The following is a 21,794-nucleotide window of genomic DNA, read 5'->3' on the forward strand; positions in this document are numbered from 1 at the left end:
GGGCCGGGAAAATGGGGGTTTCGGCGTGCCGCGGGGTGCCGCGTCGGCTTATTTGCCCGCTACGGGCAGCCCGGTGATGGCGGAGATCAGTTCGGCGGTGTACTCACTCGCCGCGGCCGGGCTGATCCGCACCAGGATGATGTCTGCCAGCAGCTTCTGCAGCTGTTGGGAAACGCGGTCGTAGGACGGCACGGCCGGGCGGACCACGGCTCCTTCGAGCATCGCGGCGGACTTTCCCAGCAGTGAGTTGTCATCAGCCACCAGTGGAACCACCGAGGTCCGCGTGGGTATCTGCCCTGTTGAGCGGGCCATGCGTGCCTGCGCGTCCGAGGACAGGAGGGCCCGGATCACATGAAGGGCGAGGTCCGGCCGCTTGCCTTGCCTGAAAATGCCCAGGGCCATGCCGCCGGCAAGGTTGGCGCGGCTGCCCGAGGGGCCGGCGGGCATCGGGATGAATCCGAACCGGCGCCACGCACTTTCCTGGTCCAGGCCGGCCACCCCGGCAAGCGCGGGCAGTTCATAGCTGCCGGCCAGGGCAAAGGCGGCCTGGCCGGAGGCCAGAAGCTGGACGGGACGCTCGCGGGCAAAGTCGACTGACTCCTTCGCGATGGCGCCCTGGAACACAAGTTCCTGCAGGTACTCCAGGGTCTGCACCAGCCGGTCCCGGTCCGGCAGGACTCCTGCCGGCCCGATGATGCGCGCCCCGTTCGAGGCAAGGAGGGCCAGGAGGCAATAGGTTGCCGCCTCGCCGGCGGCGGGCCCGCCGGGCAGGACCAGCGGGGAAGGGGTGCCCTTCACGGCGAGCAGGGCGCAGGCGGCTGCCAGCTCACCCCAGGTGTCGGGCGGAGCGATACCGGCAGCGGCCAGGGCCTCGCGGTCAAACCAAAGGCCGGCCACGTCGGCCTCGAGCTGGACAGCCACGGAAGCGCCGTCCACGGCCTGGGAGGTGACGAACACCTGTGCAAAGAGCTTTCGGTACTGGTCCCGCGCCCATCCGGAATCGATGTCGTCGATTCTCCGGAAATAGCCGGCGGTGGCAAATTCGGGCACCCAGACGGAGTCCACCAGGGCGATGTCCGGAGCCTCGCCGCTCGCCACCGCCTCCGTGAGGTGGTCGTGGAGGCCGCCCAGGGGCACCACGGTCATCGAGAGTGCGACGTCGGTGGGGGCTTCGGCGCGGATCAGCTTGGCCCAGGGGCCTTCCGGCACTACGGCCGTCAGTTCGCGGACACCCGCATGCCTCTCGAGCCATTCCGGAGCCACGAACGTGCCTCGGCGTCGGTGCCTGACCACCACTCCTTCTGCTGCGAGTGCGGCGAGTGCGCGGTGTACCGGCGTCCTGCTCAGCCCGTAGGTGGTGCACAGCTCCGACTCGGTGGGCAACTGCCCCTCGGCCCCGTAGCGCCCGCTCAGGATCAGCTGAATGAGGTGAGCCTTCAGCTGTTCGTAGACAGGAATGGGCCGGCTCGGATCGACGGCAGGCCACTCGGCGGCCATGGGAAACTTCCTTACTCGCAATGATTTCGACGGCGCCGGCAGGGGCGCCCTGCGCCTAAACATCTTTACATTGACCGGGCAGCCCAGGCGTCCTTCGCCGCGAATGCATTGACAGTCAGCATCTTTTGTCTGATGCTTATACGAAAGTTTACGGCGGAATCTCCGCTTCGGCTTCTCCGCTCCCGCCCCGGCTTATCGCCCCCGCTACCCTTCCCGGCCCCTTGGAGGCTCCCGTGTCCCCGCAGAATGTGACCGCGCAACAGATCCGCGACGCCGCGATCGAAGTGCTCCGCGCCAACGACCTCGGCACCATGACCAGTGCAGCGCCCAACCTTTACCCACACATGTGGAGCTGGGACGCCGCCTTCGTGGCCATCGGACTGGCACGGGTCAGCGTTCCCCGGGCCATCACCGAGATGCGGACCCTGCTTGGCGCCCAGTGGTCAACGGGCATGATCCCACACATCGTGTTCAGCGCAAACGACACCGACTACTTCCCCGGCTTCGACCGCTGGGGAACGGCAAGTGCAGCAGCCCGCCCCGAGGGCGTCAAGACCAGCGGAATCTGCCAGCCGCCTGTCCACGTGATCGCGGTGCGGCACATCCTGGACCGCGGCCGCGAAAATGGCGGCACGGACCAGGCAGCTGCCGAGGCCTTCGTACGTGAGTCCTTCGACGGCTGGCTCGCCTGGCACCGCTGGCTTGCCGAGGTCCGCGACCCGGACCGGGTGGGGCTCATCGAGATTCACCACGGCTGGGAATCCGGTTTCGACAATTCACCCCGCTGGGACGGGCCCTATGCAGCCATCCGGCCCGGCGTCGTCGAACCGTTCGTCCGGCGGGACACCGCCCACGTTGCCGATGTCAGTGAACGCCCGGACGACTCGGAATACACCAAATACCTGTGGCTCGTCCAGCAGATGGCCTCCGTCCGCTTCGACGACCAGGCCGTCCAGGAGATCGTGGACTTCCGTGTCCGCGACGTGTTCTTCTCGGCCATCATGGCGGCCTCCACCGAGGTCCTGGCCGACCTTGCCCACGAACTGGGCCGGGAGGAGGCACAGGAACTGCGCGAACTGGCCGAACGCTTCCGCACCGGCGTCGCAGCGACCGTGGACCCGGAAACGGGACTCGCCCGCGATTTCGACGTCCTGGCAGGACAGTGGATTGCCACCGAAACCGTCTCGGGCTTCGCCCCGCTGGTGGCCGGCGGCGACCAGGGCCTGCTGTCCCGGCAGCGCGAGATGCTCCAGGGCCCTGAGTGGATGGGATTTCCGGGGCTTCGCTTCCCGCTGCCGCCCTCCACGTCGCCGGCCAGCGCCGCATTCCGCCCCCGCACGTATTGGCGGGGACCGGTGTGGCCTTTCCTGAACCTCCTGCTGGGGTGGGCCTGCGGCCGCGACGGCCAGGCGGGGCTGGAGGAGAAGCTGCGCACCACATCGCTGCAGCAGCTTTCGGACCTCAAGTTCGGCGAATACTATGAGCCGTTCACGGGCGAGCCCCTTGGCAGCCTGGCCCAGGCGTGGACTGCCGCCGCGGCCCTCGAATGGCTCGCCGGACCCGTCGACGGCCGGCCTGCCGCAACATGACCACGGTCCTGATTGCCTGCGACAAGTTCAAGGGAAGCCTGACCGCGCCCGAAGTATGTGATGCCGTGGCGGAGGGAATCCGCGCGGTCCGGCCGGACGCCACGGTCATCCCGATGCCCATCGCCGACGGTGGCGACGGCACCGTGGCTGCCGCCGTCGGGGCTGGATACCGGCACATCACCTTGTCGGTCACCGGCCCGTCCGGCCAGCCTGTCTCCGCCGGGTTCGCGCTCCATCCGGACGGCGGGACCGCGGTCATCGAGATGGCCCAGGCGTCCGGCCTGCTTCAGCTTGCGGGCGGCATTCCTGATCCTCTTGGTGCGACGAGTTACGGCACGGGGGAACTGGTGGTGGCCGCGCTGGACGCCGGCGCCCGCCGGATCGTCCTGGCTGTGGGCGGCAGCGCCTCCACCGATGGCGGGGCGGGCTTCCTGCAGGCCCTCGGCGCCCGCCTCACCGCAGGTGACGGGACCGCCGTCGCACACGGCGGAGGTGCGTTGGACACTCTGGCATCCGTGGACCTCACCTCACTGGATCGCCGCCTGGCCGGCTGTGAAATCGTCCTGGCGTCCGACGTCGACAACCCCCTTTTGGGGCACGACGGCGCGGCTTCGGTCTACGGTCCCCAGAAGGGCGCGGGCGCAGAAGAGGTGGAGATCCTCGAAGAAGGACTGGCACACCTTGTCCGCGTGATGGAAGGGCACGGCGTGCTGGCCGGCATGGCCGATTTCCCGGGTGCGGGTGCCGCCGGGGGCATCGGCTACGCAGCCCTTGCGGTGCTCGGAGCCACGAGGCAGCCCGGAATCGACGTGGTCATGGAGATCACCGGCTACGGAGAAACTGTCGCTGCCCTGGGTGCCGGGGACCTTGTGGTGACCGGCGAAGGCTCGCTGGACCTGCAGACCCTTAGCGGCAAAGCAGTGGCCGGACTCGCGGCTGTTGCCCGCGACGCCGGTGTTCCGGTGATAGCCGTCTGCGGTCAGGGATCGCTGACCGCGGAGCAGTTGGGCACCCTGGGAATCCAGGGTTCGTTCCCCCTCACCGACCTGGAGCCCGACACGGCCCGCTGCATGTCCGGGGCAGCGGCATTGCTGGCTGCCGTGGGCCGGAATGTGGGTACTTCCTTGGTGGCGGAAAGGGTCCTGCAATGAGCAGCACGGGTCCGGCCGTACTCCGGCCCGAGTCCGGTGCCGCCGCGCGCCGGACCGTTATCGGACTGGACATCGGAGGCTCCAAAACGCACGGCATCCGCATCGTCGGCGGCAGCGTCATGGCTGACCGGATCGCGGGCAGCGCCAACGTCCAGAATGTGAGCCGCGAAACCGCTTCCCGCCACCTGGGGGTCCTGTTGGGCTCGCTCGGTGCCACCGATGCCGGCCGGGTCTACGTCGGGGCGGGCGGCGTGGACACCGAGGAAGACAAGGACGAGCTGCGCCGGCTTATCGCGCCGCACGCGCCCCATGCAGCGGTGACCATCGTTCATGACACCCGGCTGATCCTTGCGGCAGCGCAGGTGCGCACGGGTATTGCCGTCATCGCCGGAACGGGTTCAGCTGTCTGGGGAGTCGACGAGCAAGGAACCGAGGTGCGTGCCGGCGGCTGGGGCTACCTTCTGGGCGATGAGGGAAGCGGGTACTGGCTCGGCCGTGAAGCCGTCCGGCACAGCCTCCGGCGCTACGACCTGCGGCTGCCGGTGGACGAACTGACCGGCGTGCTGCTTGCGGACTGCGGCCTCAGCTCACCTGAAAGCCTGATCCGCCACTTCCATGGCGATACGGACCGGACCTACTGGGCCCGGAAGGCCAGGCTGGTCTTCGAATGCGCGGACCGGGGCCACGCGGCAAGTGAGCGGATGGTTGAGCGGGCTGCGAAGAGCCTGGCCGAGCAGGTGCTGCAGGTCGCGCTGCGCCTCATGAACCCGGGCCCGGTGGTGCTCGGCGGCGGTGTCGGACTGAACCAGCCGGCACTGGGCAAAGCGTTCAAGGACCACCTGGCTGCCCACGGGATCACTGACGTCAGGACACTGGCCGGCGATCCGGTCTTCGGCGTCTCCTACCTGTCGGAGCAGGACGTCCGGTCCGCGCGCCAGTGACCATGCGGCAGGATGCCTGCATACCGCCATGCGGGATGACAGTATGTCTTAACCCTGCACGGAAGAGGATGTTGTGACGGTCGAACGAACACCTGCCAGCCTGGGCGGCGCAACGTCCCACGGGCACCTACTGAACCTGATCCGTTCGGCGGACGGACTTTCGCGACAGCAACTGCTGTCCGAGACCGGCATGTCCCGCGCCACCCTTTACGAACGCCTCGAGGCCCTCCTGCGGCGCGGCTGGATCTACGAAGGCGAGGCGCTGGAGGCAACCGGCGGACGCCGGTCCCGGAAGATCCGTTTCGACAACCGCGGCAAGGTCATCCTTGCCCTGGCGCTGGGCCAGACCCACGCAACAGTGGCAGTCGTGGACACGGACGGCGTGGAATTGCGGTCCACCACCATCACCCATGACATCGGCGGCCCTGCCGCGGAGGTGCTGGGGCGGCTGACCGGCGCGGGCCAGGCGCTGCTTGAACAGGGCACCGGGGAAGTGCTGGTGGGCGTCGGAGTCAGCGTTCCAGCTCCCGTGGACGTGGCAAGCGGACGCGTGGTGCACCCCACCACCCTTCCCGGCTGGCAGCCGGATGCCATCATCGAGGCGGTTTCGCAGGTGTGGCCGGTGCCCCTGGTGGTGGAAAACGATGCCCGCGCGGCTGCGCTCGGCGAATGGGATTCGGGCCGGGGAACGCTGGTCTACGTCAAAGTGGCTACCGGCATCGGCTGCGGAATCGTTGTGGACGGAGAAATCCTCCGCGGAGCCCACGGCGCGGCCGGCGATATCGGCCACATCAGGATCACCGACGACGGTCCGCGCTGCCGGTGTGGCCGCAACGGGTGCCTGGCAGCCTACAGTTCAGGGCGTGCCATCGCCGACCGGTTCGCCGCCGAAGGCCTCTCCGACGTCGACGCCATACGGCAGGCGGCCCTGGACGGGAGAAAGAGTTCCCTGCGTGCCCTCACACAGGCAGCGGAGGTGTTGGGCCGGGCGCTCGCCGCGACCATCACCACGATCAACCCCGACAGGCTCGTCCTGGGCGGCAGGATTGGTGCCCTTCCGGTCCTGGTGGACAACGTCCGCAGGCGTGTCTTCGCAGATGTTGTGGAGCGGATCGCTGAGGGGCTCGTGGTGGGGGCGGGGGACCCGCACGACCGTACTGCCATCGCGGGGCTTGCCACGCTCGTCATGCGGAAGGTGTACGACCCCGCCGCCATCGACCGCACGCTGGCCGCGGCCGCTCAATAAGCGTGCGTCCGCGGGGCCGTGGTTGAGGAGCGGACCACCAGGCGGGCTTCGATGATTTCATCCGCCGGGCCCGCGGCGCCCGTCCCGTTTTCCACCCGGGACAGCAGGCGTTCCACGGCACGGGAGCCCTGGGCGTGGGCCTGCTGGTCCATGGTGGTCAGGCCCAGGATGTCACCCATCTCGTGGCCGTCAACGCCAATCACGGACAGATCGGCCGGGATCCGGAGCCCCAGGTCCCGCGCCGCGAGCATTGCGCCGGCGGCCATCTCGTCAGAAGCGCAGAAAATGGCGGTGGGCCGCTCGTCGGGATCGGCCAGCAGGTGCTTGGCTTGCCGGTATGCATCGTTCATGGAATAGTCCGCGGCCAGGTTCCACGCCGGGCGGACGGGCAGGCCGGCGTCGGCCATCGCTGCCTCGTACCCGGCGCGGCGGCCGCCGGAAATCTTGAAATGCCCGCCAAACTCCTGTTCCCCGCCCAGGTGCGCCACCCGGGTGTGGCCCAGCCCCAGCAGGTGCCCGGTGGCCCGCCGCCCCACCGCCTCGTCGTCGATCCTGATTGTGGGGATCCCGGGAAGCGGCCCGCCGACCCCCACCACGGGTATCCCGGCCGAGAGAATCTGCTGCGTCTCGTGCCCGTTGAGCTGCAGGGATACCGCGATGACGCCGTCCAGCCGTTTGCGGAGCAGGAAATCGCCCAGGACGGACTCGCGGTACCGGTCGCCCTGGAAGTCATAGAGCGTCAGGTCGTAGCCGGCATCCATGAGCGCGGAATTGGTGCCCTCCAGCAGCGTGGAGAAGTACCAGCGGTTCACGAACGGCAGGACCACCCCGATGTTATGGCTCCGCCCGCTGGCCAGGCTGGATGCGTGATAGGACATGACGAAGCCCAGCTCGCGGGCCGCGGCGGTCACGGCCAGCCTTGCCCGTTCGGAAACGCTGCCCTTGCCGCTCAGCGCGCGGGACGCCGTCGCCTGGGAAACTCCCGCCAGCCGGGCCACATCCTTTATTCCTGCCACTGACCCCTGCTGCTCCCCGTGGTTACATGCGCAGCCAGATGCACTGCGCAGCACCAAGCTTACGCTGGGCCGCCTCTTCGCCGTCGGTGGCCAGGAGGACCTCCATGTCCGGAATTTCGACCGGCGCGGTACCCATGTTCATCATCACCAGGACGCCGTTATTAACGAAGGCGATGCACTCGGGACCCGCCACGCCGTCCAGCCAGTCCAGGGATCCGCCGCCCAGGCCAAGTTCGCGGCGCAACCCCAAGGCGCGGCGGTACAGGGCAAGGACGGAGGACGGGTCCGCCGCCTGTACGTCGCGGGCGAGGGATCCCCAGCCCTCGGGCTGCGGGAGCCACGAGGAGCCCGTGCTGTTAAAGCCTGCGGCCGGAGCGGCCGCTTCCCAGGGGAGGGGCACGCGGCAGCCGTCCCGGCCAATCCGCTCACCCGCGGTTCGCCGGTACGTGGGGTCCTGCCGGAAGGCGTGGTCCATCGTGGTGTGGTCCGGAAGCCCCAGCTCCTCACCCTGGTACAGGTACACGCCGCCGGGCAGCGCGAGCATCAGCATGGATGCAGCCGCCGCCCGGCGCAGCCCCAGCCCGGAATCAGGCTGGGGATCCTCCACGCCCAGGCCGTCACCCGGGCGGGCGGCAGGCTCCACGATGCCGAACCGCGTAGCGTGCCGGACCACGTCATGGTTGGACAGCACCCAAGTGGTGGGAGCGCCCACGGAATCGAACATCCGCAGCGAGCTTTCAATCACCGACCGCAGCCGCTCCGCGTCCCACGGCGTGCCGAGGTATGCGAAGTTGAACGCCTGGTGCATCTGGTCCGGCAGCACCCAGTTGGTCAGCCGGGACAGCGGGTCGATGCTCGCTTCGGCGCAGAGGATGCGCTCGCCGTCGAACTCCGCCAGCACCTTGCGCCACTCGCGGTAGATGTCGTGGATCTCGGGCTGACCGAACATCGGCGCGAGGTGGCCGGGGTGCTCTTCGGTGCTGACGCCGTCGGGCCGCCCGTGCCAGTCCGGGAGCCCCTGCGCCTTGATCAGGGCGTGCGCCACGTCCACCCTGAAGCCCGCCACGCCGCGGCTGAGCCAGAACCGCAGGATCCGCTTGAACTCGTCATGCACGGCCGGGTTGTCCCAGTTGAAGTCCGGCTGGGAGGAGTCGAACAGGTGCACGTACCACTGGCCGGGTTCGCCGGTGGGTTCCTCGATGCGGGTCCAGGCCGGTCCGCCGAAGTGCGACTGCCAGTTGTTCGGCGGCAGCTCGCCGTGTTCCCCGCGTCCGTCGCGGAACACGAACATCCCGCGCTCGGGGCTGCCGGGACCGGCCGCGAGGGCCGCCTGGAACAGTGCGTGGTCCGAGGAACAGTGGTTGGGAACCAGGTCGATGATCACCTTGACGCCGAGCGAGTCAGCCCCCGCCACCAGCGCGTCGAAGTCCGGCAGGGTGCCGAACATTGGGTCCACGTCGCAGTAATCGGCCACATCGTAGCCGCCGTCGCGCTGCGGCGAGACGTAGAACGGCGACAGCCACACAGCGTCCACTCCCAGGTCCGCGAGGTGGTGCAGTTCGGCGGTGATACCGGGCAGGTCACCCTCGCCGTCGCCGTTCAGGTCGCGGAATGAGCGTGGATACACCTGGTAAATCACCGAGGACCGCCACCACTCGGAGCCTTCGTCGGCGGGGTGGACGGGGACCAGCTGCGCGGCGGAAAGACCGGCCGCGGCGGGGGCGAGCGTGTTTGTCATCCGGTCATCCTAAGGGGTTAAAGACATGAAATGGAACGGCTTCCAATTAAGTATGACGAGGAATCCGCTAAAGCAAATCTGGATGTGGACGCATAGTTTGGAATCGCTTACAGTTGTGACTTGTTTCACTGCGCCCGGCGGCCGTCGTTGCCGGCGCCCGTCAGCCGCGGCCCATCGGTGCCCTGCCTGTGCTCCTGCTGTTCCTTTACCTGCAGAAGTTCATTGTGGGCGGGCTGACGGCGGGTTCCGTAAAGTAATCAGCTTGCTTATCAGTTGGGGCTTTCCTAGGCTGGGTCGTGTCAGGCACACGAGTCTACAAGCCAAGGAGGAACCATGTCAGAACACAGCATTGCAGGCAAGAAGGTCGCGTTCCTGCTGACGGACGGCGTGGAACAGGTTGAGCTGACCAGCCCCTGGCAGGCCGTGAAGGATGCCGGCGGCGAGCCCACCCTGGTGGCGCTGAAGCCCGGACGGCTCCAGGGCTTCAACGGCACCGCCGAAGGCGACACATTCGACGTCGACATCACCGTTGGCGAGGCAAACGCGGGCGACTTCGATGCACTCGTCCTCCCCGGCGGCGTCGTTAATGCCGATCACCTCCGGGTGGACGGGGCCGCGCAGGCTTTCGCCCGGGCCTTCTTTGAACAGCACAAGCCGGTCGCGTCCATCTGCCACGGTCCCTGGCTGCTGATTGATGCCGGAGTGATCCGCGGACGCAACGTCACCTCCTACCACACGCTCCAGACGGACCTGAAGAACGCGGGAGCCAACTGGTCGGACCAGGAGGTGGTGGTTGACCAGGGCCTGGTCACAAGCCGCAACCCGGACGACCTGCCTGCGTTTAACAGCAAGCTGCTGGAGGAAATCGCGGAAGGCACGCACGCCGGCCAGACCGCCTAAAAGGCAGTCTGGCCTGCAGGCGCAGGGCCAGGTGTTCCCTCAGGGGTAAAGAAAAGTCCGGATGGAGGAATGACTCCTGCCGGTAGAGTGTTGGAATCTGCAGCGACGCCGATCGCGTGCCCCACTCATTACTCCCTGAGGGAACACCCATGTCTACAGAAGTCTCTTCAAACGCCTTCGGCAAACCCGTCCAGGCTGCTGAAGCGCAGCCGCCCGCACCGGCGAAAATGTCCCGTGAATCGGTGACGGTCATCGCCACGCTGCTGGTGGCGACATTCGTGGTGATCCTCAACGAAACCATCATGAACGTGGCCCTGCAGCGGCTCATGGTGGACCTGGGCGTGGACGCCCCCACCGTGCAGTGGCTGGCCACCGGGTTCATGCTCACCATGGCAGTGGTCATTCCCACCACCGGTTTCATCCTGCAAAGCCTCACCACCCGGGCCGTTTTCATGCTGGCCTTGGGCCTCTTCACCGGCGGCACCGCACTGGCCGCGGCGGCGCCAGGCTTCGAGGTGCTTTTGCTGGCCCGGATCATCCAGGCCGGCGGCACGGCCATCATGCTGCCGCTGCTGATGACCACCATCCTCACCCTGGTCCCGGTGGCAAGGCGCGGCGCCGTCATGGGCAACGTCAGCATTGCCATCTCCGTGGCACCCGCTATGGGTCCCACCGTCTCCGGCCTCATCCTGGAGCACTTCACCTGGCGGTTCATGTTCGTTTTCGTGCTGCCGGTTGCCCTCGCCGCGCTGGCCATCGGCGCCAAATACCTCACCAACGTGGGGGAAGCTGAAAAGGCCAGGCTGGACTTCCTTTCGGTGCTCCTCACCGTTCCCGCGTTCGGCGGCCTGGTCTACGGCCTGAGCCAGATTGGCGGCGGGCACGGCGGGCAGGCCGGCCCGGGCGCGGTCCCCATCGCAGCCCTCGCCATCGGCGTGGCAAGCCTCGCAGTCTTCATCCTCCGTCAGGTCCGGCTGCAGAAGTCCCAGGCCCCGCTGCTGGATCTCCGAGCCTTCAAATTCCGGATGTTCACCGTCTCCGTCCTGCTTATGGTCGTTGCCATGATGTCCCTGTTCGGGGGAGTGATCCTGCTGCCGCTCTACCTGCAGGAGATCCGCGGCCTGGGCTCGCTGGAGACGGGCCTTTCGCTGCTCCCGGGCGGGCTCGCCATGGGCCTGCTGGGCCCGGTCATCGGCCGCCTCTTCGACAAGGTGGGCCCGCTCCCGCTCACCGTCACCGGTTCGGTCCTCCTGGTCCTGAGCCTCTTCCAGTTCTCCAGGCTCGACGCCGGCACGCCGGTGTGGTGGATCATTGCACTGCACGTGGGCCTGAGCTTCGGCCTGGCGCTGTTGTTCACGCCCGCCTTCACCACCGGCCTGAATCCGCTGCCCCCGCACCTGTACTCGCACGGGTCCGCCATCATGAGCACCACCCAGCAGGTGGCGGGCGCCGCCGGCACGGCGCTGCTCGTGTCCATTTTCGCGGTGGTAAGTACGACGGCGGGCCTCGTCGCCGGGATGAGCGCCGCCTTCCTGGCGGCGACCCTCATAGCCGTTGCCGCCGTCGTGCTTTCCGCGATGATGCGCAAGACCCCGGGTCAGCCGGAGTAGAAGTCGCTCAATTCCTTGATCAGCCGGTCCGGGGCCTTGAGGACATCGTCATGGCCCATACCCGGCAGGATGGTGTAGCTGGAACCGGACAGGACGTCGTGGATCTGGCCGCATGCCACGCCAAAGTAGGCCGGGCTCTTCTCGCCCACCACGATCAGCGTTTCCAGCGGCAGTTCCAGGAAGGGTTCGGCGGGCATGTCCGCGGCGATGATGGCCTTGATCTCGCGGACGCCCGTGCGCATCAGTTCGCGCTGCTGCTTGCCCATCGGCGTTGCCGCGGTCAGCTTGTTGGCCAGGGTCAGCATGGACAGCGGCATCCGGGAGGAGAAGGATCCGCCGGCCTCCAGGCCGCGTTTCAGGACGGCCAGGGCGCGGTCGTCATCCCCGGCGGCTGCGGCGCGCTCATATTCGGCGGTCCAGTCTGCCTTGACGCTGTGGTTCACGGAAACCGCGGGGTCGTAGACCGCGAGCCGCTCCACCGGGAGGGTCCGCGCTGCGTGGAGGGCCACGGCGCCGCCGAAGCTGTGGCCAAAGACATCCGTGCTGGAGGTGTGTTTCATCACCGTATCGAGGTCCCGGATGTCCACGTCGAGGGTGTAGTCCTCAGGCTGCGGCGATGAGGTGCCGCGGCCGCGGCGGTTGAACGTGTGCACCGGACGGCCCAGCGCAGCGCTCAGCTTTTGGGCGAATTTCGTGTAATCGGCTGCAGTGACCATGGAGGGCGGGACAATGACCACTCCCGATCCGGCCGGGGACAGGTCCAGTCCGGTGGAGAAGAGCTCCAGAGTGCCGCCGTCGGGGGTCCTGATGTTCTCGCGCGTCATTCCCTGAGCCTAGCGGAGCAAGCCGGGCGCGGGCAGTATCCGTACTGGCCGGCTGGACTCAGCCCTTGAAATACCCGGAGATGTCGGCCACCAGCTCCCCCACGGCGGCGGGAATGGAACCGTGGAAGCACTTGGGGGAGAGCTGGTACGTGCTGCCGGGCACGGCCGCGTGCAGCCGCTCCGCAGTTGCCCTGTAATAGGCAGGGCTCTTTCCTCCGGCCATGAAGTGGGTGTTGGCCGGGAGGACGCTGAAATCCCGGGCATTGTCCACCTCGTCGTAGGCCGCCCGGAGCTCACCCACCCCGCTGGGCATCACCTCACGGAACATCCTGTTGACCTTGGTCCGTGAGAGCAGCGCCATCAGCCCGGCAAGGACGGGTTCGGGGATGCGGGCGAGGGCCGACCCCGGGGACGTTGCTTTCTTCATGTGCGCCAGGGCGTGGCCCACCCGGCCCTCGTTGACGGCCTCCTCGAACCCGTCCAGCCAGGCAGTGTCGATGTTGCCGTCGATGTTCACCGCGGCGTCGTAGACCGCGAGCTTGTCCGGTACGTAGTGGGTGCCGGTGAATTCCTGGACCGCGTTCAATGCCACGGAGCCGCCGAGGCTGTGGCCCAGGATGTTCCTGGCGCCGGTGGCGTCCATGACCGTGCGGACATCGGCGATCTCGGTGCCCATGCAGTAGTCCGCGGGCTGTTCCGACGAGCTTCCGCGCCCGCGGCGGTCATACACGTCAACGGCCCACCCGTCGCCGAGGCCTTTCGCCAGGGCCACGGAAAAGGGCCGATAGATCAGGGCGGTGAGGAAAGCCCCGCCGATCAGCAGCACCCGGCGGTCTCCCGGCGCATCTTCGGTGCCGTAGCTGTACAAAGCCAGCCGGCCGCCGTCGTGCGTTGGAAGTACCTGTTCTTTCACCACCCCATCCTAGGCAGGCGCCGCCGCAGCAGCCGCGAAGCCGGGCTGTCCAACTCCCGGTAAACTTGGGGATTGTGACTTCCCAAAACACCCCCGCCCCCAAGAACGCCCCCGAGCCCCTCGATGCCAGCGAGCAGATGCGGATCCGCATGGAGAAGCGCGCCAAACTGATCGAGCGCGGCACGGAGGCCTACCCGGTGGGTGTGGAGCGGACGCACTCGCTCGCCGAAATCCGGGAAAAGTACGCCCACCTCGAGGCGGACGACACCACCGGCGACATCGTTGGCGTCACCGGCCGCGTGGTGTTCATCCGCAACACCGGCAAGCTTTGCTTCGCGACCCTCCAGGAGGGCGGCACCGACGGCAAGGGAACCCGCCTCCAGGCCATGCTCAGCCTGGCCAACGTGGGCGAGGAAGCGCTCGCCGACTGGAAGGCCCTGGTTGACCTCGGTGACCACGTGTTCATCAAGGGCGAGGTGATTTCCTCACGCCGCGGCGAGCTGTCCGTCATGGCCGAGTCCTGGTCCATGGCCTCCAAGGCGCTCCGCCCGCTGCCCGTGCTGCACGCTGACCTGAACGAGGAGACCCGGGTACGCCAACGCTATGTGGACCTGATGGTCCGCGACGAAGCCCGCGAAATGGTCTACACCCGTGCCGCCATTACCCGCTCCATCCGCGAGACGCTCTTCCGCCACTGCTACGTGGAGGTTGAAACCCCCATCCTGAACCTGGTCCACGGCGGTGCCCTGGCCCGCCCGTTCGAGACGCACATGAACGCCTTCGACCAGAAGATGACCCTGCGCATCGCCACCGAGCTGTACCTGAAGCGGGCCGTGGTGGGCGGCATCGACCGCGTCTACGACATGGGCCGCGTATTCCGCAATGAGGGCGTTGACTCCACGCACAGCCCCGAGTTCACCACCCTCGAGTGCTACGAGGCCTGGGCGGACCAGTTCGTCATGGCGGAGCGCATCAAGGAGATCATCCTCGACGCCGCGGACGCCGTGGGTGCCGGCCGCACCATCCAGACGGAGGCGGGGGAGATCAACCTCGACGGCGAGTGGAAGTGGCTGGCCGTCTACCCGGGATTGTCCGACGCCGTTGGGCAGGAAATCACTCCGGACACTCCCCTTGAGGCGCTTCGGGAGGTTGCGGCAAAGCACGACGTCAAGGTCGACCCCAAGTGGGACGCGGAGAAGCTCGCAGTGGAACTGTTCGGCGAAATTGTCGAACCCACGCTGCTGAACCCCACCTTCGTCTACGACTACCCGCCGTCCGCGCAGCCGCTGGCCCGTCCGCACCGCGAGGACGGCCGGCTGATCGAGGCATGGGACCTGATCATCGGCGGCATGGAGCGCGGCACGGCGTTCTCTGAACTGATCGACCCTGTGATCCAGCGCGAACGGCTTACGGAGCAGTCCCGCCACGCTGCTGCCGGTGACGACGAAGCGATGCAGCTGGACGAGGACTTCCTGCGCGCCCTTGAGTACGGTGCGCCGCCCATGGGCGGGATCGGCCTGGGAATCGACCGCCTGGTGATGTTGTTCACTGGCGCCGGCATCCGCGAAACCATCCTTTTCCCCCTGCTGAAGCCTGAAGGCCACTGACCGTGGAATACGTAGCCGTCCTTCTTCCCTCGATCGTGGTGGGCCTGCTGTTCTGGTTTGCCATGAAGTCGATCTTTAACGCGGACAAGGCCGAACGGCAGGCAGAGGCCAAAGCCCAGAAAGAAGCAGAAGCCCGGTCCGCTTCCCCCGAGAACCGCCCGGACGATGATTCCCAATAGGTAAGTCCATTTGTTTGCGGACTCCATTCCGTGCCGGCCATTAGCCGCTTTGACGCGTTGCCATAAAAAGGGTCATACTTTTATCGGAAACATCCTGCTTTTCTGAAAAAACCACCTTTCAAAGAGGAAGGCCTTTAATGGCACAGAAAGTAAACATCGTCCTTGTGGACGATCTGGATGGGGGACCCGCAGATGAGAATGTCCGGTTCGGCCTTGACGGGACGAACTACGACATTGACCTATCGGCTGCCAATGCTGCTGAACTCCGCTCTGCCCTGGAACGCTATGTAGCGGCCGGACGGAAGAGCTCCAGCGGCCGGGCTGCCCGGACTAAAGCGCCGTCGGGGGGACGCGGCAATGAGTCTGCGCAGATCCGGCAGTGGGCCCGGGATAACGGTTACACCGTTAACAGCCGGGGCCGAATTCAAGCCGAAATCCAGGAAGCCTACCAAAAGGCAAATTCCTAGGACTCGTCTGCAGTTGCGGTAAAGCGCTTCAAACGATAAGCCCCGCCCCGCCGGTTTCGGCGGCGGCGGGGCTTTCGCTTTTTCAGAAATCGGGCCGCGCCCGGATTTTTACGCTTGTCCGGCCCGGGTTTATTTTGTGTTGGCCGTTGCCTGCCGAAGGGGGCCGTGTGCCGGATCAGCGCCGGACGCTGCCGGGGCCTTCGCCGGGGCCCCTCACGCCCCGGGTTTCCCCTGTGGCGAACACGCTCCCCAACTTGGGGCCTGCCACGTAGCATCAAAGTACGTCGTAGCTAGGAGTGTGGCGAAATGTTTGAGCGATTTACGGACCGTGCCCGTCGCGTAGTTGTGCTTGCCCAAGAAGAGGCACGCATGCTGAACCACAATTACATCGGTACCGAACACATCCTCTTGGGTCTGATCCACGAGGGTGAAGGTGTTGCCGCCAAGGCTCTGGAGTCCTTGAGCATTTCGCTCGACGGCGTTCGCGAGCAGGTGCAGGAGATCATCGGGCAGGGCCAGCAGGCCCCTTCCGGCCACATCCCCTTCACCCCCCGCGCCAAGAAGGTGCTGGAGCTCTCGCTGCGCGAGGCACTGCAGCTGGGCCACAACTACATCGGCACGGAGCACATCCTGCTGGGCCTCATCCGCGAGGGTGAAGGTGTTGCCGCCCAGGTGCTGGTCAAGCTCGGCGCAGACCTGAACCGGGTCCGCCAGCAGGTCATCCAGCTGCTCTCCGGCTACCAGGGCAAGGAGACCACAGGCGCAGGCGTCGGCCAGGGACAGGCCGAGGGCACTCCCGCCGGGTCCGTGGTCCTTGACCAGTTTGGCCGCAACCTCACCCAGGCTGCACGCGAGAACAAGCTCGACCCCGTCATCGGACGCGAGCACGAGATGGAACGCGTCATGCAGGTCCTCTCCCGCCGCACCAAGAACAACCCCGTCCTGATCGGCGAGCCGGGCGTCGGCAAGACCGCCGTCGTCGAGGGCCTGGCCCAGGCGATTGTCCGCGGCGACGTCCCCGAGACCATCAAGGACAAGCAGCTCTACACCCTGGACCTCGGGTCCCTGGTGGCAGGGTCGCGTTACCGCGGTGACTTCGAAGAGCGCCTGAAGAAGGTCCTCAAGGAGATCCGGACCCGCGGCGACATCATCCTGTTCATCGATGAGATCCACACCCTCGTCGGCGCAGGTGCCGCCGAAGGCGCCATCGACGCAGCCTCCATCCTCAAGCCCATGCTGGCCAGGGGCGAGCTGCAGACCATCGGCGCCACCACACTGGACGAATACCGCAAGCACATCGAGAAGGACGCTGCGCTGGAGCGCCGCTTCCAGCCGATCCAGGTCAAGGAACCCTCCGTGGCGCACGCCATCGAGATCCTGAAGGGCCTGCGGGACCGCTACGAGGCACACCACCGCGTCACCATTACCGACGGCGCCCTGGCCTCCGCTGCCAGCCTCGCGGAGCGTTACATCTCGGACCGCTTCCTGCCGGATAAGGCGATCGACCTGATCGACGAGGCCGGCGCCCGCCTGCGCATCCGCCGCATGACCGCTCCGCCGGAGCTGAAGGCCATGGACGAGCGGATCGCCAAGCTGAAGATGGAGAAGGAATCCGCCATCGACGCGCAGGACTTCGAAGGCGCCGCCGCGCTCCGCGACAAGGAGCAGAAGATGATCGCGGAGCGTTCCGAGAAGGAACGCCTCTGGAAGTCCGGCGGCATGGATGACATCTCCGAGGTGGATGAGGACCTCATCGCCGAGGTGCTGGCCAACTCCACGGGCATCCCGGTATTCAAGCTGACCGAGGAAGAGTCCTCGCGCCTGCTGAAGATGGAAGACGAACTGCACAAGCGCGTGGTGGGCCAGAACGAGGCCATCAAGGCACTGTCCCAGGCCATCCGCCGTACCCGGGCAGGGCTCAAGGACCCCAAGCGTCCGGGCGGCTCGTTCATCTTCGCCGGCCCTACCGGCGTCGGCAAGACCGAACTGGCCAAGGCCCTCGCGGAGTTCCTGTTCGGCGAAGAGGACGCCCTCATCACGCTGGACATGTCCGAGTACTCCGAGAAGCACACCGTCTCGCGGCTCTTCGGCGCCCCTCCGGGCTACGTGGGCTACGAGGAAGGCGGCCAGCTGACTGAGAAGGTCCGGCGCCGTCCGTTCTCCGTGGTGCTGTTCGACGAAGTGGAAAAGGCCCACGCGGACCTCTTCAACTCGCTGCTGCAGATCCTTGAGGACGGCCGTCTGACCGACTCCCAGGGCCGCGTGGTGGACTTCAAGAACACCGTGATCATCATGACCACCAACCTGGGTACCCGGGACATCTCCAAGAGTGTTGCCACCGGCTTCCAGTCCGGCACCGACACCCAGACCGGCTACAACCGCATGCGGGCCCGCGTGACGGAGGAGCTCAAGCAGCACTTCCGCCCCGAGTTCCTGAACCGTGTGGATGACGTCGTGGTGTTCCCGCAGCTGACCCAGGACGAGATCATCGAGATCGTGGACCTGTTCGTCACCCGCCTGGAGAAGCGCCTCAAGGACAAGGACATGGGCATCGAGCTCACCAAGGACGCCAAGGTGCTCCTGGCCACCCGCGGCTACGACCCCGCCATGGGTGCCCGGCCGCTGCGGCGCACCATCCAGCGCGAGATCGAGGACCAGCTCTCCGAGAAGATCCTGTTCGGCGAGCTCCACCCCGGCGACATCGTGGTGGTGGACGTGGAAGGCGAAGGCGACGACGCCAAGTTCACGTTCGCCGGCAACGCCAAGCCGCGCATCCCGGAAATCGCTCCGAGCGTCTAACCGGCGCCAACCGAAGCCCCGTCTCTCCGCAAGGAGCGGCGGGGCTTCCGGCTTGTGGGGCCCGCGGCCAGGCGGCGAACTAGGATGGGCCTGTGACTGACTCGTTCCACATCCGGCCTGCCCGCACCAGCGACGTGTCCGCCATCAAGAAGCTGGTTGCGCCGCTGGCCGACCAGCGGATCCTGATGGCCAAGGAAACGGTGGCGTATTACGAGAGCCTCCAGGAGTTCCGGATCGCGGAATCGGCCGACGGCGACGTGATCGGCTGCGGTGCCCTGCACGTCATGTGGGAGGACCTGGCCGAGGTGCGCACCCTTGCAGCGTCGCCGGACTGGCGGGGCAAGGGTGTGGGGCACGTCCTGGTGGAGAGCCTGCTGGACGAGGCCCGGTCCTTGGGCGTCAGCCGCGTTTTCTGCCTCACGTTCGAGGTGGACTTCTTCACGCGGCACGGTTTCACGGTGATGGCGGACCAGTCGGCCGTCGACCCCGAGGTGTATTCGGAGCTGCTGCGTTCACATGACGAAGGTGTGGCCGAGTTCCTGGATCTGGCCCGGGTAAAGCCGAACACGTTGGGAAACACCCGCATGATCCGGGTTCTGTGACGCTTGACTTGTGTTATTCGACTCGCTGGATAAACTGTCCTTGGCCGCGATGGGGGGCCCGCGAAAAGGGACAGTCATTGGGGGCTGTCCCTTTCGCGTTCCCGTGATTAGGGTCGAAGGGTAACCCTCCAGGAACCATAGGCCAGGAGTCAGACCGTGAAGAAACTCATTAATGACCCCCGTTCGGTGGTGGCCGAATCCGTGGCAGGCTTCGGCCTGGCCTATGCGGGCATTGTTTCTGCCAATATGGAACCCCTCTTCGTCACCCGCAAGGATGCGCCGGTGGCGGGCAAGGTGGGTCTCGTGTCCGGCGGCGGCAGCGGCCATGAACCCTTGCACGCCGGCTACGTTGGAAGGGGAATGCTGGACGCCGCCGTGCCGGGGGCGGTGTTCACCTCGCCCACGCCGGACCAGATCCTTCCGGCGACCCTCGCTGTGAACGCCGGGGCCGGCGTCGTGCATGTGGTGAAGAACTACACCGGCGACGTACTGAACTTCGAGACGGCAGCCGAACTCGCCGAAGCCGAGGGTGTGAGCGTCAGGACCGTCCTGGTGAACGATGACGTTGCCGTGGAGGACTCGCTGTACACAGCTGGACGCCGGGGCGTGGGCGGAACCGTCCTGGTGGAGAAGATCGCAGGTGCGGCCGCGGAACGGGGCGACGACCTGGACTCCGTGGCCGCCATCGGTGAGCGCGTCAACGCCAACGTCCGGACCATGGGAGTCGCGCTCTCCGCGTGCACCGTTCCCCATTCCGGATCGCCCGGCTTCGACCTCAACGAGGATGAAATCGAGATCGGCATAGGCATCCACGGCGAACCCGGCAGGCACAGGATCCCAATGGAAAGCGCCGACGGCATCACGGACCGCCTGCTCGAGCCGGTTCTTTCGGACCTCGGAATCACCGCGGGGGACCGGGTCCTCCTGTTCGTTAACGGGATGGGCGGGACGCCGTTGAGCGAGCTCTACATTGTCTACCGGCGGGCGGCCCAGGTCATTGCGGACCGGGGCGCCACCCTGGAGCGTTCGCTGGTGGGCAATTACATTACCGCCCTGGAAATGCAGGGCTGTTCGATCTCCGTGCTGCGCCTGGACGATGAACTCACTGAATTGTGGGATGCCCCCGTGCACACGGCGGCTCTGCGGTGGGGAATCTGACTGCGGTGCTGGATCTGAACTGGACACTCAAATGGCTGGCGCTGTGCGCCCAAGCGATGTCCGATCACCGGGTGGAGCTCATTGAGCTGGACCGCGCCATCGGGGACTCGGACCATGGCGAAAACATGGACCGTGGCTTTCAGGCCGTTATGGGCAAGCTGGCGGGGGCGCCGCCGGAAACGCCGGGGGCCGCATTGAAGCTCACCGCCATGACCCTCATGTCTACGGTGGGCGGTGCAGCGGGACCCCTCTACGGCACGGCGTTCCTTCGCGCCGCCGCCGCCCTCGGCGATTCTGCGGAGATCGACCCGGCTGGATGGGCGCTTGCCCTTACCGCTGCGCGCGACGGGATCGTGGCGAGGGGGAAGGCAGAGCCCGGTGACAAGACCATGGTGGACGCCTGGACGCCGGCCGTTGAAGCGGCCCAGGAGGTGGCCGCTGATGCCACAGCCGACCCGCTGGCCGTCCTGGCCGCCGCAGCCGAGGCAGCCGAAACGGGCGCGGTGGCCACCGACCCCATGGTGGCCAGGAAGGGCAGGGCCAGCTATCTTGGCGAGCGAAGCGCAGGGCACCGGGATCCCGGGGCTGTTTCCAGCGCCCTGATCCTCCGCGCCGCCGTCAGAGCCGCCGCATGACGGTCAGCCTCGTGGTGGTGTCCCACAGCGACAAAATCGCCGACGGTGCTGCGGAACTCGCTGCCCAAATGGCGCCGGACGTCCTCATCCTCCCGGCGGGCGGTACCACGGACGGCCGGATCGGCACCAGTCTGGAGAAAGTCCTCGCCGCGCTGGGGAGCCTTGCGGAGGACGGGGAGGCAGTAGTCCTGGCTGACCTGGGTTCCGCTGTAATGACGGCGGAGTCCGCCCTTGAATTCGCGGACCGGCCGGCGAGCGTTCTCCTGGCCGACGCTCCTCTCGTGGAGGGCCTGGTGGCTGCGGCTGTTGCCGCGCAGGGCGGAGCTGGCATGCTTGCAGTGAAACACGCTGCCGAAGCGGCCGGGCGGCCATCGCATCCTCACGATCTCAGGGTGCAGTCGGTTGCGGCCGGGCCCGCGTCCGGGCTGGGGCCGGACTTCACAGGGGACTTCGAACTTATCAACCAAGCGGGCATGCATGCCCGGCCGGCAGCCAAAATAGCCGGGGGGCTGGCCGCGCTGGATGCGGAGGTGACGGTCAACGGGGTGGACGGTGCATCCATCATGGCGCTGATGACGTTGTCCGCCGGGCAGGGTTCCGTGCTGCATGTGGAGGCCTGGGGCCAGGACGCGGAACGCGCCGTCAACTACGTCGGCGGACTGGTCCAGGCCGGGTTCGGCGAACCATAGGCCCGGATCTGCGCCTCGCCGGTGTGTTCAGTCCGGTTCCGGTGGATGGCGCCAATAGGCTCGTTGGTATGGAACGGCTGGAGCTCGAAAACGCCACGGAGATCGAAGTGCTTGACGGACAGATATCCGTGGAGGAACTCCTGGCTGAGCTCGGCTTCGAATGGCGTGCCGGCACCACCCCAGGTGGAACCAACGCCCCCTTCAGCCAGCCGGCCCTCTTCTAGCCTCCAACT

The 21,794-nt window shown here is 66.8% G+C and carries 20 protein-coding genes; 15 read left to right on the forward strand and 5 right to left on the reverse strand.

Going from position 1 to position 21,794, the window contains the following annotated elements; translation table 11 throughout:
* Positions 1-48: 48 nt before the first annotated feature.
* Positions 49-1,497 carry an extracellular solute-binding protein gene (locus tag ACIQCN_RS07305; RefSeq protein WP_400610181.1) on the reverse strand — a complete coding sequence of 483 codons (1,449 nt, stop codon included), beginning with the start codon at positions 1,495-1,497 and terminating at the stop codon, positions 49-51.
* A gap of 233 nt (positions 1,498-1,730) precedes the next feature.
* Between ACIQCN_RS07305 and ACIQCN_RS07310 the strand changes: the two genes are divergently transcribed.
* From ACIQCN_RS07310 to ACIQCN_RS07325, 4 genes are all read left to right on the forward strand, one after another.
* Complete coding sequence (locus ACIQCN_RS07310) at positions 1,731-3,086, forward strand: MGH1-like glycoside hydrolase domain-containing protein (RefSeq protein WP_400610183.1); 1,356 nt, start codon at positions 1,731-1,733, stop codon at positions 3,084-3,086.
* Positions 3,083-4,237: a glycerate kinase gene (locus ACIQCN_RS07315; RefSeq protein ID WP_400610185.1), complete on the forward strand. Its 1,155-nt coding sequence runs from the start codon at positions 3,083-3,085 to the stop codon at positions 4,235-4,237. The genes ACIQCN_RS07310 and ACIQCN_RS07315 overlap by 4 nt, the downstream gene beginning before the upstream one ends.
* Positions 4,234-5,178: an N-acetylglucosamine kinase gene (locus ACIQCN_RS07320; RefSeq protein WP_400610186.1), complete on the forward strand. Its 945-nt coding sequence runs from the start codon at positions 4,234-4,236 to the stop codon at positions 5,176-5,178. Before ACIQCN_RS07315 ends, ACIQCN_RS07320 begins: the two co-directional genes overlap by 4 nt.
* Positions 5,179-5,251: 73 nt before the next feature.
* Positions 5,252-6,424 carry an ROK family transcriptional regulator gene (locus tag ACIQCN_RS07325; RefSeq protein WP_400607669.1) on the forward strand — a complete coding sequence of 391 codons (1,173 nt, stop codon included), beginning with the start codon at positions 5,252-5,254 and terminating at the stop codon, positions 6,422-6,424.
* On the opposite strand, the gene ACIQCN_RS07330 is transcribed toward ACIQCN_RS07325, so the two are convergent.
* On the reverse strand, positions 6,418-7,440 hold the full coding sequence (locus tag ACIQCN_RS07330) for a LacI family DNA-binding transcriptional regulator (RefSeq protein ID WP_400607667.1): 1,023 nt from the start codon (positions 7,438-7,440) through the stop codon (positions 6,418-6,420). The two genes, ACIQCN_RS07325 and ACIQCN_RS07330, sit on opposite strands and share 7 nt — an antisense overlap.
* A gap of 22 nt (positions 7,441-7,462) precedes the next feature.
* Positions 7,463-9,178 (reverse strand): glycoside hydrolase family 13 protein, encoded by a 1,716-nt coding sequence (locus ACIQCN_RS07335; RefSeq protein WP_400610187.1) that lies wholly within the window; start codon positions 9,176-9,178, stop codon positions 7,463-7,465.
* A 333-nt stretch (positions 9,179-9,511) separates the two neighbouring features.
* Between ACIQCN_RS07335 and ACIQCN_RS07340 the strand changes: the two genes are divergently transcribed.
* Positions 9,512-10,078, forward strand: coding sequence for a type 1 glutamine amidotransferase domain-containing protein (locus tag ACIQCN_RS07340; protein WP_400607662.1), 567 nt, complete (start codon positions 9,512-9,514; stop codon positions 10,076-10,078).
* Positions 10,079-10,227: 149 nt separating this feature from the next.
* The gene (locus ACIQCN_RS07345; protein WP_400610188.1) at positions 10,228-11,688 is read left to right on the forward strand and encodes a DHA2 family efflux MFS transporter permease subunit; all 1,461 of its coding nucleotides are present in this window, start codon (positions 10,228-10,230) and stop codon (positions 11,686-11,688) included.
* Here the strand turns inward: ACIQCN_RS07345 and ACIQCN_RS07350 are convergent.
* Together ACIQCN_RS07350 and ACIQCN_RS07355 are read right to left on the reverse strand one after the other, a co-directional pair.
* On the reverse strand, positions 11,676-12,512 hold the full coding sequence (locus tag ACIQCN_RS07350; protein ID WP_400607658.1) for an alpha/beta fold hydrolase: 837 nt from the start codon (positions 12,510-12,512) through the stop codon (positions 11,676-11,678). The two genes, ACIQCN_RS07345 and ACIQCN_RS07350, sit on opposite strands and share 13 nt — an antisense overlap.
* A 58-nt stretch (positions 12,513-12,570) precedes the next feature.
* Positions 12,571-13,425 (reverse strand): alpha/beta fold hydrolase, encoded by an 855-nt coding sequence (locus ACIQCN_RS07355; protein WP_400607655.1) that lies wholly within the window; start codon positions 13,423-13,425, stop codon positions 12,571-12,573.
* 74 nt (positions 13,426-13,499) lie between these two features.
* Between ACIQCN_RS07355 and lysS the strand changes: the two genes are divergently transcribed.
* The 9 genes from lysS (at position 13,500) to ACIQCN_RS07400 (ending at position 21,785) form a co-directional block, all read left to right on the forward strand.
* Entirely contained in the window at positions 13,500-15,032 is a 1,533-nt protein-coding gene (gene lysS / locus ACIQCN_RS07360) for a lysine--tRNA ligase (RefSeq protein ID WP_400610190.1), read from the forward strand.
* Between the two features lie 2 nt (positions 15,033-15,034).
* Positions 15,035-15,211: a hypothetical protein gene (locus ACIQCN_RS07365; protein ID WP_400607651.1), complete on the forward strand. Its 177-nt coding sequence runs from the start codon at positions 15,035-15,037 to the stop codon at positions 15,209-15,211.
* Positions 15,212-15,348: 137 nt separating this feature from the next.
* Positions 15,349-15,678: an Lsr2 family protein gene (locus ACIQCN_RS07370; protein ID WP_400607649.1), complete on the forward strand. Its 330-nt coding sequence runs from the start codon at positions 15,349-15,351 to the stop codon at positions 15,676-15,678.
* A 306-nt stretch (positions 15,679-15,984) separates the two neighbouring features.
* Positions 15,985-18,477, forward strand: coding sequence for an ATP-dependent Clp protease ATP-binding subunit (locus ACIQCN_RS07375; protein WP_400607647.1), 2,493 nt, complete (start codon positions 15,985-15,987; stop codon positions 18,475-18,477).
* Positions 18,478-18,569: 92 nt separating this feature from the next.
* The gene (locus ACIQCN_RS07380; protein ID WP_400607645.1) at positions 18,570-19,079 is read left to right on the forward strand and encodes an amino-acid N-acetyltransferase; all 510 of its coding nucleotides are present in this window, start codon (positions 18,570-18,572) and stop codon (positions 19,077-19,079) included.
* Between the two features lie 156 nt (positions 19,080-19,235).
* Positions 19,236-20,237 (forward strand): dihydroxyacetone kinase subunit DhaK, encoded by a 1,002-nt coding sequence (gene dhaK, locus ACIQCN_RS07385; RefSeq protein WP_400610192.1) that lies wholly within the window; start codon positions 19,236-19,238, stop codon positions 20,235-20,237.
* Positions 20,234-20,872, forward strand: a complete 639-nt coding sequence (gene dhaL / locus ACIQCN_RS07390) for a dihydroxyacetone kinase subunit DhaL (RefSeq protein ID WP_400607890.1) — start codon at positions 20,234-20,236, stop codon at positions 20,870-20,872. Before dhaK ends, dhaL begins: the two co-directional genes overlap by 4 nt.
* A complete protein-coding gene (dhaM, locus tag ACIQCN_RS07395) occupies positions 20,869-21,561 on the forward strand; it encodes a dihydroxyacetone kinase phosphoryl donor subunit DhaM (RefSeq protein ID WP_400610193.1) in 693 nt (230 codons plus the stop codon). Before dhaL ends, dhaM begins: the two co-directional genes overlap by 4 nt.
* Before the next feature lie 68 nt (positions 21,562-21,629).
* Positions 21,630-21,785, forward strand: a complete 156-nt coding sequence (locus ACIQCN_RS07400; RefSeq protein WP_377216527.1) for a hypothetical protein — start codon at positions 21,630-21,632, stop codon at positions 21,783-21,785.
* The last annotated feature ends 9 nt before the right edge of the window (positions 21,786-21,794 follow it).

It is taken from the genome of Pseudarthrobacter sp. NPDC092424 (assembly GCF_044754925.1).
Classification (GTDB): Bacteria; Actinomycetota; Actinomycetes; order Actinomycetales; family Micrococcaceae; genus Arthrobacter.

Excerpts from the sequence above, each read along its gene's own strand:
- ACIQCN_RS07305 (WP_400610181.1), bottom strand. The coding sequence starts at position 1,497 with ATGGCCGCCGAGTGGCCTGCCGTCGATCCGAGCCGGCCCATTCCTGTC.
- ACIQCN_RS07315 (WP_400610185.1), top strand. The coding sequence starts at position 3,083 with ATGACCACGGTCCTGATTGCCTGCGACAAGTTCAAGGGAAGCCTGACC.
- ACIQCN_RS07320 (WP_400610186.1), top strand. The coding sequence starts at position 4,234 with ATGAGCAGCACGGGTCCGGCCGTACTCCGGCCCGAGTCCGGTGCCGCC.
- ACIQCN_RS07335 (WP_400610187.1), bottom strand. The coding sequence starts at position 9,178 with ATGACAAACACGCTCGCCCCCGCCGCGGCCGGTCTTTCCGCCGCGCAG.
- ACIQCN_RS07340 (WP_400607662.1), top strand. The coding sequence starts at position 9,512 with ATGTCAGAACACAGCATTGCAGGCAAGAAGGTCGCGTTCCTGCTGACG.
- ACIQCN_RS07345 (WP_400610188.1), top strand. The coding sequence starts at position 10,228 with ATGTCTACAGAAGTCTCTTCAAACGCCTTCGGCAAACCCGTCCAGGCT.
- ACIQCN_RS07350 (WP_400607658.1), bottom strand. The coding sequence starts at position 12,512 with ATGACGCGCGAGAACATCAGGACCCCCGACGGCGGCACTCTGGAGCTC.
- ACIQCN_RS07370 (WP_400607649.1), top strand. The coding sequence starts at position 15,349 with ATGGCACAGAAAGTAAACATCGTCCTTGTGGACGATCTGGATGGGGGA.
- ACIQCN_RS07375 (WP_400607647.1), top strand. The coding sequence starts at position 15,985 with ATGTTTGAGCGATTTACGGACCGTGCCCGTCGCGTAGTTGTGCTTGCC.
- dhaM (WP_400610193.1), top strand. The coding sequence starts at position 20,869 with ATGACGGTCAGCCTCGTGGTGGTGTCCCACAGCGACAAAATCGCCGAC.
- ACIQCN_RS07400 (WP_377216527.1), top strand. The coding sequence starts at position 21,630 with ATGGAACGGCTGGAGCTCGAAAACGCCACGGAGATCGAAGTGCTTGAC.